Genomic DNA, 12,413 nt, shown 5'->3' with positions numbered 1-12,413 from the left:
GCGGCTCAGCCCAGGATCGCGCCGATCACCATGCTGACCAGGAAGCTGCCCACCGCAGCCCCAATTAGGGTGATCCAGATCTTGCCGCTGTCGGTGAGGTTCATGCTCGACTGCACGGCGAGGTATCCGAAGTAGATGTTGACGGCCAGGAAGGCCAGAAACAGCAGCGGCAGCAGCAGGATGCCGACGAGGGTGATGATCAGGATCAGCGTGGCGATGCCCAGCAGCACCGACAACGGTCCCCAGAACAGCGCGAAGGTGTAGGCCACGTGGTCGAGGCTACCGGTGCCGCCCTGGCTCTTGCCGATGGTGTGGACCAGGTAGACGAAGATCAGAAAGCCGGCCACCGTGGCGATGATGCTGTTGAGAAAAGCCGTGACCCCGCCGCCTAGGCTCCCCAGCGCCCCGATGATGGCGAAGAACAGTACGTAGATCAGGGCTTCGCGCAGGGTGCCCTTGGCTTCGTACTGTTCGAAGGTGGCCACGCTGGGCTTGGTGAGCACCTGCAGGCTCTGGCTGAACATGGTGCTGATGGTCTCGGTGATGGAGGGGCTGGGGTTCATAGGGCTTCCTCCCGGCTTAGCTTTGCGGTAGTGCTTCCACCCGATTGTACCCCCGATCGCCGGTCGCGGCCCAGCGATGGTGTCTTTGGGCTCCAAAGAGCTCCGCCGCGGGCGTATGCTAGAGGGCGTGAGCGGAATGCCCTTCCGGGTAGAGCGCCTGGGCCGGGTGCCCTATGCCCAGGCCTGGGATTATCAAAAGCAAGTCCACGCCGAGGTTGTCTCGGGTGTGCGGCCCCCTACGCTGCTGCTGCTCGAGCATCCCCGCACCATCACCTTGGGTCGGGGAGCCACCGGCGAAAACCTGCTGCTGAGCGAGGAACAGTACCGGGCTCAGGGAATCGAGCTATTCTGGATCGAACGCGGCGGTGACGTGACCTACCACGGCCCTGGCCAGCTGGTGGGCTACCCCATCTTCCCGGTGGGGCGGCGGGTACGCGACTACCTGCGCCGGCTCGAGGCGGCCATCATGCGGGTGGCGGCCAGTTACGGTATCGAGACCTTTCCTAGCCCGGGCTACGCGGGCGTGTGGGTGAAGCGGCCAGCCCCCATCCCCTCCTGGCCCGACCTCGAGGAGAAGCTGTGCGCCTTCGGGGTGGCCATCAAGCAGGACGTGGCCTTCCACGGCTTCGCCCTCAACGTCAACACCGACCTCGAGGACTTCAACCTCATCGTGCCCTGTGGCATCCGCGACAAGGGCGTGACCAGCTTGCAAAAGCTGCTGGGTCGGGAAGTGAGCATGGAAGAGGTGGCCGAGCGCGTGATCGGCGCCTTTGAACGGGAATTTCCGGCCTTTGACCTACGACGCGCGACCTACGACGCTCCGAAGGAGCTTACATGAGCGACAGCATCAAGACCGTCCAGCTCGAAGACTTCGCCACCGGCGGGATGATCGAACTCAAGGTCATCCACAAGGGCGTGGCTCAGGAGCGCCCCGAGCCCATCGACCGCCACAAACCCGCCTGGCTACGCGCCACCGTGCCCACTGGGCCAAACTACACCCGTCTCAAGGCCCTGACCCAGCGGCTCAAGCTGCACACCGTCTGCCAGGAGGCCATGTGCCCCAACATCGGAGAGTGCTGGGGTCACGGCACCATGACCATCATGGTGCTGGGCGGCATCTGCACCCGCGCCTGCAAGTTCTGCGCGGTGGATACCGGCAATCCCAGGGGCTGGGTGGACCCCTTCGAGCCCGTCCACGTGGCCGAGGCCGTGGCCGAGATGAGGCTCAAGTACGTGGTGCTCACCTCCGTTGACCGCGACGACCTGCCCGACGGCGGGGCCTTCCACTTTGCCGAGTGCGTGCGCCAGATCAAGCAGCGCGACCCCGAGGTCAAGGTCGAGACCCTGACCCCCGATTTCCGGGGCAACCTGGCCGACGTCGAGACCGTGCTACAAGGAGGCCAGGAGGTCTTCGCCAACAACCTCGAGACCGTGCGCCGCCTCACCCCCAGGGTGCGCGATCCCCGCGCGGGCTACGACCAGACCCTCAAGGTGCTCGAGCACGCCAAGAAGGTACGCCCCGAGGTCCTGACCAAAAGCAGCCTGATGCTGGGCCTGGGCGAGCGCGAAGAGGAAATTCGCCAGGCCATGCGCGACTTGCGCGCAGTGGGCGTGGACATCCTCACCCTGGGCCAATACTTGCGTCCTACCAAGCACCACCTGCCCGTCGAGCGCTACGTGACCCCCCAGGAGTTCGCCACTTACGCCGAGTGGGGCTACGAGGAGGGCTTCATGGAGGTCTTCAGCGGGCCGCTGGTGCGCAGCTCCTACCGGGCCGAGAAGGTCTTCTTCGAGGCGACTCAAAGCGTTTAGAGCTTGGGGGTGAGGGTCAAGGGCCAATGCTCAAGGCGCTCGCCCCTAGATATCCCGCTATCGCGCATGACCGAACCCACCTCCACCACTCAACCCCACACAAACCCCTTCGGGCGGCTGTTGGCTCGAGGTGACGCCCTTTGCCTTGTGCTCTTTGCCCTCATCGGGCAGGGGATACACGGCACACTGAGCGGCCTGGCCGCAGCTTGGAGGGGTTTTCTCGAGAATTCCCTGCCCATCCTGGTGGTCTGGTTTCTGCTCGCCCCCTTCCTGCGCACCTACACCCGCCCCACCTGGCGCAACCTGCTGCTCAACTGGGCACTGGCGGTCTCGGCTGGGGTGTTCTTTCGCTTCACGGCCCTAGGCAAAGACTTCAACCTGGGTTTTTTCATCTTCTGGGGTGTGGCACTGGCTTCTACTTTGGCGTTGCTGCTGGCCTGGCGAGGACTGGCCATGCTGTGGTGGCGCTTGCACCAAAACCAAAGCGTATCGAACGCCAAGCGCTGAGTGTTCGAAAGTGGCGCGCCCGGGAGGACTCGAACCCCCGACCTACCGCTTAGAAGTTGCCTTCGGGCATTGAGCGGTTTTAAGCCGACTTAAGCTTTTCGCGATAATAAAGGCTTAGGTGCTTCGTATAGCTGAGTTGGTTTAAGTCTGTTTAAGCCCCTGGTTGCTACACGGTTGCTACATGGTTGCTACACTGATATAAGTGGGCTAATATCCGTCCTGGACGGGCTTGACAGCACTTCGGTAAAAACATAAGCTTTAAACAGCATGCATCCGCTCGCGGAGTTTATCGAGTTATTAAAAGAGCATAATCCCGCGCTGAATGCGGCGCTCCGTAAGCTCGCGGAGTTGGTCGAGCTATTCAACGAACATAAACCCACACTTAACGCGGTACTCCTTGAGGTTGCTCTTAGGCACCATCGCGCCAACCGCGCTGCATACTGGGCCCACCTGGCCGCGCATGTCCACCCCCGGCACAGAAGCCTGATTCACGCGGTGCTCGTCGAGTGGTATGCGCTCGAACGGCTCGAGGCCATATTCCGAGGGCTTGGCCTCATGCTGGCACAGCTGGGGGTTGTAGGTCTCGCCGTATTCTTTTCCCTCTGGGTGAGGCTCCTGTTTTACCTAAGCCCCCCACGACCCCTGCTCAAGACACTGCCGATCAAAGCCAGAACCACAATCCCGAACGCTCCCAACGCCCGCTAGGACTCGAGGCTTTCGGCTTCAGGCTATTAGCGGTGCGGCACCGTTCTGCCGCAGTGGAGTGTTGCAGTGGAAAAGTTGGCTCTTAGCGCTCGCGAAGCTGCGCGGCTGATTGGAGCGCACGAGCAGAGTGTTTATAAATGGGTCCGGGCCGGGAAAATCCCTCACAAGCGTATTGGTCGAAAGATCGTATTCCCGGTTCAAGCCCTTCAAAGGTGGCTCGAGGAAAACTCCAACAACTGACCTAACCCCCAAGCTCTAGATCGCTCAACTTGCTCTAGCGGCTCATAGATCAACGCCTCTGGTTACGTCATTCACGTAACCGCGAACCTTGACAACGTGGCTAACAAAACATCGGGGCGCAACAAGCGCCCGGAAAGGAGCACCACATTGAACAGAAGTCGAATCCAACAAGAGAAAACCCCCGCCCAGGGCGAGGGCGGGGCTGGGTAGGAGGTGTGGGGATGTGCTACAAGCATTTTATCACGCTTGCCATCTCGCGGCTGCCCTGGCCCGCGCTGCTGGCCCTGCTCGAGCTGATCAACCGTTCCGTTGATCTGCGTCTCTGGCGCGAGGAGGCAGGCCGTGGCCGTTGATCTGCTGCTCGAGCGGCTGCGCCGCGCCCACCCCACCGGCCAGGGCCGGTGGGTAGCCCTTTGCCCGGCCCACCCCGACCGAACCCCGAGCCTGAGCGTCCGGCTCGAGGGGGATAAAATCCTGCTCCATTGCTTCGCCGGTTGCCCGGCTGAGCGGGTGCTCGAGGCTGTGGGCCTGACCTGGGCCGATCTGCACCAGGGCCACGCCCGACCCTGGGAGGCCCCCGGCTACTACCGCCCTGCGCCGGCCCCTGCCACCCCCGACGCCGAGCGGGTAGCCCGGTGGGCGAGCTGGTGGGACGCCGCCAAGCCGGGGCACCCGCTGCTGGCCCGGTATCTGCGGGCTCGAGGGCTCTCCCTCAAGCCCCCACCCTCGCTAAGGCTGGCCTTGTGGGCCGGCACCCCGGTGATGCTGGCCCGCGTGGAGCACCCCACACACGGGCTGGTGGGGATGCACGTCACCGAGCTATTGCCCGATGGCTCAGGGCGGGTGAGCAAGCGCCTAGCCGCCGGTAGCAAGCCGCTAGGTGGTGCCATCCGGCTCTATGCCCTCGAGCCCGGCCAACCCCTGGCCCTTTGCGAGGGTATCGAGACCGCCCTAGCCGTGCACCAGGCCACCGGCTGGCCCGCGTGGGCCTGCGTATCGGCTGGCGGGCTCGAGCGGGTGCAGCTACCCGCCGAGGCCCGTGAGGTGGTGATAGCCGCCGACCACGATCAGGCAGGACTCGAGGCCGCCCGCAAGCTGGCCCGGCGGCTGCTCTCCGAGGGGCGCAAGGTGCGGATGGCCGTACCCCCTCGAGCCGGTGCGGACTGGCTCGACGCCGTTGCGGGAGGTGCGGCATGAGCGCCCTGGACGCCATCAAAGCCGCCCCCGAGGCCACGCCTGAGCAGGTATGGCCGGAGCCCGAGCCCCTCGACACCGCCGCCCGGCTCAGGCCCTGGCCCGAGGGCGCTATCCTGCCGCCCGAGATCGAGGATTACGGCCTGGCCTTCGCGGACCGGCTGTGTCTGGACCCCGGCCCGGTGATGCTCACCATGCTCGCCGCCGCCACCGCCGCGAGCAATGGCCGGGTGTGGGTCGAGCCCGACCGGGATAACCCCACCTGGCGCGAGCCCACCGCCCTGTGGCTCGCGGTGGTGATGGGGGTGAGCACCAAGAAGACGCCCCTGCTCAAGGCCGCCCTCGCGCCGGTGTGGGCCATCGAGGCCGAGCTACGTGCGGCCCATGAGCGGGCTATGGCCGAGTACGAGGCCGAGCTAGCCCGCTGGGAGGCCGCCAAGCGAGGAGAGCGCGGCCCCAAGCCCAAGCCGCCGGTGCCTGAGCGCCTGTTGGCGCAGGACGCCACGCGTGAGGCCCTGGGCGATCTGCTGGCCCACAACCCCGGCATACTGGCCTATCACGACGAGTTGTCGGGCCTGTTCAAGACCTGGGGCCGCGAGGACCGGGGCGCGGACCGGGCCTTTTACCTCAGCGCCTACAGCGCCGCCCCCGTCGCCGTTGACCGCATCCTGCGCGGCAGTACCCACATCCCCCGCCCGGTGCTCTCGCTCATCGGCTTCGTCCAGCCCGGCCCCTTCCGCGAGCGTGTCCTCGAGGCCCAGGGCGGCGACGGGGCCGGCGCGGATGGGCTCTTGCAGCGCTTCGTGATCGTCACCGGCCAAGAGCGGCCCTGGGTGGACGAGCGCCCGGCCATCCCCCTCGAGGCCAAGGAGCGCTATCACGCCCTCATCGCCCGCGTGTACGACACCCTGCGCCACGGGGATGAGCGGGTGCTGCGCTTTACCCCCGAGGCTCAAAGCCTGTGGCACCAGTGGGAGGGCCAGACCGAGCGGGAGCAGCGTCACCCTGACCACCCTGAGGCCTGGAAGGCCCTGCTGGGCAAGCGCCTGGGGCTCACCGCGAGGCTCGCGGCTGTGCTCTCCCTGCTGTGGGATGAGCACAGCGGCGAGATAAGCGCCGCCACCCTACGGCGGGCCATCGCCCTCGTGCTGTGGCTGGAGCCCCACGCCCGGCGCGTCTGGCACCGCGCCCTCTCGGGCAATGACGAGCCGGTGCTGAGGCTGGCCCGCAAGCTCAGGGCCGGGGAGCTTGTCACGTTCACCGAGCGCCACCTATCCCACCGCAACGTGGCGGGCATCGCCACCATTGCCGAGGCCCGGCGGGTGGTGGCCCGGCTGCTCGAGGCCGGGTGGGTCATCCGCGAGTGGGACGGCTACCGGGCCAATCCCCGCGTGCGGGAGGTAGACAATGTTTGACCTTGACTCGCTGCTAGTACACATAGCCCACCCCACCCGCAAACCCGCAAGCCCCCGAGAAACGCCGTCCAGCACAGCATTGGAGTATGCGGGTACTCAACCCGCAACCCACCCGCAAGCACCCGCAACCTACCCGCAAGCCCCTGACCCCCCTACCCCCTCGCGGGTGGACTCGCGGGTTATGCGGGTGGATGCGGGTAACCTACCCGCAAGCGGGAGTAGCGTCCTGGACGAGGAAAACCCCGACCTTGCAGGTTTGCGGGTAGGTAGCGGTATGTGTGCGGTTGGGTCGAGCCCCTGGCCTACCCTACTTGCTCAGTTGGATGGCCTGGCCGCCCGGCTGGTGGAGCTACAGGCCCCCCGGCTCAGGGTGGATGTGGATGGCCTGGCCCGTACGTATCGCTCCCTCGAGGGCCTGGACCCCGAGGGCGTGACCTCCCTCCTGGGGCAGGTGCTCGAGGTGCTGGCCGCCACCTACCCCGCCCCTCGAGCGGTGGCGGTCATCGGCCTGTGGCCGGGCACCCCCTCCCAGCCGGTGCGCCGGGTGGTGCTGGCCCACCGCCCGGCTCGAGCACCCCCTAGATTCGCTCACCCCGCCTATAAGCTCCAGACCTTAAGCCCTCTGAATCTGAGTGGAGATACCGACTATGGCAGGTTCAAAAGTTTGCGAACGCCAAGCTCGAGAGCGAACTTGGCGGCGTCGCCCGCTACCAAAGCCAGAAGCTCGCACGGTAGGGTGAGCTGGGGTTGACGCGGTGCTCGAGGCCGTCCGGAAGCTGGCCGCCCTCGAGACGGGGATGGCGGCAGCCTGAAGAGAAATAAAACCGCTCCGAAATCTCGGAATTGCCGTGAGCCTAACTGAGCTACGATGGGGCCATGAAGAAAAGCAAGGGCATTGAGGCACTACTTCGAACTTATGAAGCTCTCGGCATCACGGTACGGGAATGCGAGACGCTCGAGGAAGTCCTCAACGTGCCCGAGGGCTATACCAGCGTGGCACTCATTGGAAAGCAAACGGTGGTGATCAGGCCGGATACAACCCTTGAGGAGTTGCAAGAGATTCTGAGACAGCAACAGCTCGACGTACGACCTGATGGCAAGCAGCCCGAGTAGAGGCGCTGGCATCAGGTGGGGGGTGAGCGCTTGGCTCATCCCTTATTGGGTCTGTCCCTTGGGCAGGCCAGATCGAAGGGAGGTGGAAAATGCCAAAGGACCATGAGGGGCTGACCCCTCAGCAACGGCGGTTTGTCGAGGAATACCTGACTGACCTCAATGCTACTCAGGCGGCGATCCGGGCGGGCTACAGCAAGAAGAGCGCCAACGAACAGGGCTCGAGGCTGTTAGCAAATGCTAGTGTTGCTCGAGCCCTTAGTAACCGGGTCAAACCGCTGCTGGAGAAGTACAACATCACTCGCGAGCGGATTGTTCGGGAACTACTCTACATCGGTCTTTCCGACATTGGCGAGATATGCGAGTGGGGAAGGGATGAAAACGGACAACTCTTCGTCAACGTCAAAGACTCGGCGGGTTTGCGGAACGAAATACGTCGCATGATCCGGAGCATCAAGCACGTTCGCAAACGAGGCAAGGTCGAAGAGGACACCCTTACCATCGAGCTACACCCCAAAGTCCAGGCCCTCGAGCTGTTGGGGCGGTACTTGGGCCTTCTGGAACCCGGCAAGGCTGAGGAAAACGACGGTGATAGCCCGCTAAATAAGTTGGTGGAGTCTATCGAGGCCCTGCGTGACCAAAGGGAACGGCCCAACTGAAGCCGTTTCACACAGGGTGGGGCATCTGCCCCTCTGACCCCGTGCGGTGGTGATACCGGCATGGGGCTTGTGTTGAGAGGTAGATATGCGACGGTTCTTTCTTCGCAAGACCAAAGAGGTTTCCAGTGATCCGAGAGAACTCGAGAGCATCCGCAGATTCGTTGCAGGACTTGTAATGCACGTTGGGTATCTCACCTATGCCCTCGCCCGCGAACAAGGCAAGAGCGAAGCGACTGCGATGCGGGAGGTTCGGGAAACCCTCGAGTGGCTGACTGAGCTCTCGGGTGAAGACCCCGACCGTGAAGAGGTTCGGAGGGGCTGGGAGGCTGTGGCGGGGTACATCGCCTCAAAAGTCAAGAGGAAGGCGGGGTAGTCATGGCATTCGAAGCCTTCGAGCTCTTCGGAAAGATCATCATCAACCGGGGACAGGCTGTCAAAGACCTCGATGCGGTTGAGCAGAAAGCCCAACAGGTTGCTAAAACTGTTGAGAGCGCCTTTGAGCGCATGGGCCGCACCATCACCCAGGCGCTCGGCGCGGTGGGCGTGGCGGTGGGCATCCAGCAGCTCACCGGCTACCTCCAGGACGCGGCGAGCCAGTTCACCGAGGCCACCACTGCGGCTAAGGTTTTCGCCTTCACCCTCGAGAGCCAAAACGTCTCGGCGGAAAAGGCCAACTTGGTCGTGGATCAGCTGGCCGATAGGTACGGGCTGCTTAAGTCCGACCTCCAGGACGCCACGGCCCTGCTGCTCCGCAACGGCTACACCGTGGATCAGGTGGCCCAGGCGCTCAACGGGGCGCTCTCGAGCGCGGTCGTCAAGACCAAGGGCAACCTTGGGCAGATGCGGATCGCCCTCGAGAACACCGCCCAGGGCCTCGCCACCGGGCGAAGCGAGCTGCTCGAGTACGCGGGGATCGTGACCAACATCGGCCCTACCCTGGACAAATACGCCAAGAGCCTGGGGAAAACGGCAGAGGAGCTGACTGAGCAGGAGCGGGCCACCGCGATCACGGCGGCGCTCAACGCTGAGCTAGCCAATGATGTGAAGGTGGCCGATGTGATGCTGCAAGGGCAGCTCAAGACGACCATCGAGCTGAACAAGCAGAAGCAACAACTGGCCCAGACCATCGGCTCATTCGTGGCCCCCGTGATGGTCAAGCTCTACGGGGTGGCGAATCAGGTGGTGGGCGCGGCCAACGCCCTGTTGAGTACGTTCACCCGGCTCGACCCCCAAAGCCGCGAACTCGCGGGCAGCCTTTCGGCCCTGCTGGGGGTGGTGGTTGCCCTCACCCTCCAGAAAACCGCGCTGGGCAAGGCGGTTATCGCCCTCGCCACCCGCAAGATCACCCTAACCGGGGCCACTAAGGGCCTGTGGGCGGTGATGCAGGCCAACCCGATCACCACGCTAGTGCTCGCCGTCGCCGCGCTCGCGGCGGCTTACGTCAAGTTCGGCGGCCCGGCAGAGGAGGCCCGTAAGCGCCTCGAGCTGATCGCCCAGGGCGCTATCGGGGTCGGAAAAGTCCTGATCGGCACCGGGCAGGCCATCGGCGGGTTTATCAAGTCGGTGGTGGAGAGCGTTGTAGCGCTGGGCAACGCCGTGGCCCTGGCCTTCCAGGGCAAGTTTGCCGAGGCGGGCAAGGCCCTGCGGGAAGGGATCAACCTCGAGCGCTGGGCGGCCAACCTCGAGGGGGCCAATAAGACCCTCCTGGAGGGCGTGAGCGCCGTCGCGGACGCCTTCAGCGGGAAGGTGAACCCCGAGACCCAGAGGTTCCTTAAGATCGGGGAAGACCTCTATAAGCAGATTGCGGGGCTGGCGAGCGCCTCCGGCGACGCCTCAAACACCCTCACCGACAAGTTCAGCCCCGCCCTCGAGGGCACCGGCGACGCGGGCAACAAAGCCGACAAAGGGCTTAGCGCCGTGGAGCGGCGGCTCGAGGTGCTGAAGGCGCGAGCCGAGGAAAACCCCAAGAGCCTCAAAGCCATTAGGGAAGAGCTGGCCGGGATCATCGGCACCCTGACCAAGGAGCGGGACGCGCTCAAGCCCGGCTCTGACGAGTGGATCAAGAAGAATAAGATCCTCTCGCAGGCCCGTGACCTGTACAAGGAGGTCGGGGATAAAATCACCGACCTGCTCAGCAAAATCCCCAGCCTGGGCGAAAAGCTCGCCCAGTTCGCTGACCGCATCGGCGGGCCGGTGGCCGAGGCGTTCAAGCAGCTTAGCAATGCCGTTGGCGACCTGCGGCGGCGCATCACCCTGGCATTTACCCCTACTGAGGCCAAGGACCGCGACCTCATCCAGGCGCTGTTCGGGGTGGACCTGGACGACCTGCTGAATCAGCTATCCGCTGCACTCCAGGGCGGGGATTTCTTCACCGCCGGGGGCATCGTCGAGTTCTTCCGCTCCCTGCTGGACAACCCGGCCATTTCCGAGGCCACCAAAGCCACCCTCAAGGGCTTCGTTGACACCTTCGATGAGCAGTGGGGGCCGGAGTCCAGACGGCTCTACGATTCTTTCGTAGATAGTGGCGAGGAAAAACTACAGCAGGCCCTAGCCGCCACCTTCGATGAGGAGAAATTGCAGGCGTGGCTCGGGGAGATATTGCCTACCTGGACTGCCGAGCTACAGGCCATCGTCAACCAATACCTCGAGGATCTGGGCAAAGCCGGAAATATCAACATCCTCGAGGGCCTCCTGATGGAGGAGGAAATAGCCGACATCGAGCGGCTGTTCAAGTCCGGGGCCATCGGCCCGACCGAGTACGCCGAGCGGCTGGGCCAGATCGCTGAGGAGATGCGGGCCAATGCCCAACTCTTCCTCGAGTGGGGCGACATCACGGGCGAGCAGTTCGACCGGGCCATAGCCAAGGCCGAGCAACTCGAGAAGAAGATCGCGGAGGTGTTCGCCGGGCCGTCCGACGGGGGCGGGCTGAGCCTGCCGGAGAAGCTGGGCATCCCCGAGCTAATCCGGGCCGCGCAGGAAGCCCAGGACCTCACGCCCCTGGCGGCGATCCTGGGCGGGGCCGACCTGTCCCAGGCCACGCAGGAGGAACTCGAGCAGCTCAACCTTTTGGCCGTCACCCTGGACACGCTGGCGGCGGCGGGCATCCCTGGCGCGGCGGCTGCGTCTGAGGTTCTGGCCGCCAAGCTCGCGGCCACCACCCGGAGCCTCGAGGGGGCCAACGAGGGCATGGGCACCTACATCACGGGCCTGGGCTACATCGCCACCGCCTCGAGCGAGACCGCAGACCGCACCAAGGAGCTTGCCGACGCGGTGGAGCTCCTCGAGACCAAACGTAAAGCCGGCCTGATCACCGATGAGCAGTATCGCACGGGGCTAGCCCAGCTAAAGGCCCAGCTCGAGGCCCAGCTCGCCACAGCCCAGGAGGGCAGCGACGCCTACGGGGCGCTGGCCGAGGCGCTGGGCAAGGTCAACGAGGCGCAGAAAGAGCTGGATAAAAATAGCAAGGGCTTCTGGGAGCGCTTCGTAGAGGGCCTGAAAGCCGCCCTGGGCGTTGCCGAGCAGTTGGGCGGCAGGGTGGCGGGCCTGATGGACAGGAAGGACCGCAGGCGGCCCGACGCCGAGGCGGGCGTAGCCCTCATGGGGGCCGGGGCCTCCTTAGCCTCAGGCGACGTGCTCGGGGCGATCCTGAAGCTCTTGGGGCCGCTTCTCGAGCGCCTTCAGCCGGTGCTCGGCCCCCTGTTCGACGCCCTGGCGGCGATCGGGCAGCTACTCGAGCCGCTAATCCCCCCGCTCAAGCTGCTCATCCCCGTGGTCGCCAAGCTCGCCATGGCTCTGGCGGGGCAGTTGCGGCCCGCGTTCCAACTGCTGGGCTGGATCCTCGAGAAGGTGGTCGTACCCGTCTTTACCTTCGTCGCTAACGTGCTGCTCGCCATCTGGAACGCGATTGCCGAGCTGGTGCGGATCGTGACCTTCGGCACCGTGGATATGCGGGTACAGGCCCCCAGCATCCCCGCGCCGGAAGGCGGCGGCAATGCCTTTGGGGATGCCTCGAGCCCCTCGCCCAGCGCGTCTATGCCCGCGCCCTCGGCAGGCAGCCCGTCCATCAGCGTCGCCAACCTCGAGGCGGCGAACATCATGCTCAACGCGGCGAACATCCAGCTTCGGGCCGCCCAGTTGTTCGAGAAAACGGTAATGAGCCTCAGAGGGGATTACATGCCCCTGTCTAGAGCGCTTCGGAGGGTCTAACG

At 64.7% G+C, this 12,413-nt stretch carries 14 protein-coding genes; 13 read left to right on the top strand and 1 reads right to left on the bottom strand.

Annotated features, from left to right (window positions below; all coding sequences use genetic code 11):
* Window positions 1-5: 5 nt before the first annotated feature.
* Window positions 6-563 carry a YIP1 family protein gene (locus B047_RS0108865; protein WP_018466606.1) on the bottom strand — a complete coding sequence of 186 codons (558 nt, stop codon included), beginning with the start codon at window positions 561-563 and terminating at the stop codon, window positions 6-8.
* Window positions 564-699: 136 nt separating this feature from the next.
* On the opposite strand from B047_RS0108865, the gene lipB reads away from it, so the two are divergent.
* The 13 genes from lipB (at window position 700) to B047_RS0108805 (ending at window position 12,411) form a co-directional block, all read left to right on the top strand.
* Window positions 700-1,401, top strand: coding sequence for a lipoyl(octanoyl) transferase LipB (gene lipB / locus B047_RS0108860; protein ID WP_018466605.1), 702 nt, complete (start codon window positions 700-702; stop codon window positions 1,399-1,401).
* On the top strand, window positions 1,398-2,375 hold the full coding sequence (lipA, locus tag B047_RS0108855) for a lipoyl synthase (RefSeq protein WP_018466604.1): 978 nt from the start codon (window positions 1,398-1,400) through the stop codon (window positions 2,373-2,375). Before lipB ends, lipA begins: the two co-directional genes overlap by 4 nt.
* Before the next feature lie 66 nt (window positions 2,376-2,441).
* Window positions 2,442-2,882, top strand: a complete 441-nt coding sequence (locus B047_RS0108850; protein ID WP_084784970.1) for a DUF3054 domain-containing protein — start codon at window positions 2,442-2,444, stop codon at window positions 2,880-2,882.
* A 267-nt stretch (window positions 2,883-3,149) separates the two neighbouring features.
* Window positions 3,150-3,587: a hypothetical protein gene (locus tag B047_RS0108845; protein WP_018466602.1), complete on the top strand. Its 438-nt coding sequence runs from the start codon at window positions 3,150-3,152 to the stop codon at window positions 3,585-3,587.
* Between the two features lie 66 nt (window positions 3,588-3,653).
* Window positions 3,654-3,827 (top strand): helix-turn-helix domain-containing protein, encoded by a 174-nt coding sequence (locus tag B047_RS17600; protein WP_084784969.1) that lies wholly within the window; start codon window positions 3,654-3,656, stop codon window positions 3,825-3,827.
* A 221-nt stretch (window positions 3,828-4,048) separates the two neighbouring features.
* Window positions 4,049-4,180: a hypothetical protein gene (locus tag B047_RS18545; protein WP_018466601.1), complete on the top strand. Its 132-nt coding sequence runs from the start codon at window positions 4,049-4,051 to the stop codon at window positions 4,178-4,180.
* A complete protein-coding gene (locus B047_RS0108835; protein WP_018466600.1) occupies window positions 4,170-5,024 on the top strand; it encodes a toprim domain-containing protein in 855 nt (284 codons plus the stop codon). The genes B047_RS18545 and B047_RS0108835 overlap by 11 nt, the downstream gene beginning before the upstream one ends.
* The gene (locus B047_RS16560) at window positions 5,021-6,436 is read left to right on the top strand and encodes a YfjI family protein (RefSeq protein ID WP_018466599.1); all 1,416 of its coding nucleotides are present in this window, start codon (window positions 5,021-5,023) and stop codon (window positions 6,434-6,436) included. Before B047_RS0108835 ends, B047_RS16560 begins: the two co-directional genes overlap by 4 nt.
* 274 nt (window positions 6,437-6,710) lie before the next feature.
* A complete protein-coding gene (locus B047_RS0108825) occupies window positions 6,711-7,187 on the top strand; it encodes a hypothetical protein (protein WP_157205856.1) in 477 nt (158 codons plus the stop codon).
* Window positions 7,188-7,312: 125 nt separating this feature from the next.
* Window positions 7,313-7,549: a hypothetical protein gene (locus tag B047_RS0108820; RefSeq protein WP_018466597.1), complete on the top strand. Its 237-nt coding sequence runs from the start codon at window positions 7,313-7,315 to the stop codon at window positions 7,547-7,549.
* Between the two features lie 89 nt (window positions 7,550-7,638).
* Complete coding sequence (locus B047_RS17230) at window positions 7,639-8,205, top strand: terminase small subunit (RefSeq protein WP_018466596.1); 567 nt, start codon at window positions 7,639-7,641, stop codon at window positions 8,203-8,205.
* A gap of 85 nt (window positions 8,206-8,290) precedes the next feature.
* Entirely contained in the window at window positions 8,291-8,578 is a 288-nt protein-coding gene (locus B047_RS0108810; RefSeq protein ID WP_136805034.1) for a hypothetical protein, read from the top strand.
* A 2-nt stretch (window positions 8,579-8,580) separates the two neighbouring features.
* Window positions 8,581-12,411 carry a hypothetical protein gene (locus B047_RS0108805; RefSeq protein ID WP_018466594.1) on the top strand — a complete coding sequence of 1,277 codons (3,831 nt, stop codon included), beginning with the start codon at window positions 8,581-8,583 and terminating at the stop codon, window positions 12,409-12,411.
* The last annotated feature ends 2 nt before the right edge of the window (window positions 12,412-12,413 follow it).

The organism is Calidithermus timidus DSM 17022 (assembly GCF_000373205.1).
GTDB lineage: Bacteria > Deinococcota > Deinococci > Deinococcales > Thermaceae > Calidithermus > Calidithermus timidus.
The sequence above is the reverse complement of the archived record's forward strand: the minus strand, read 5'-3'. Positions and strand labels throughout refer to the sequence as shown.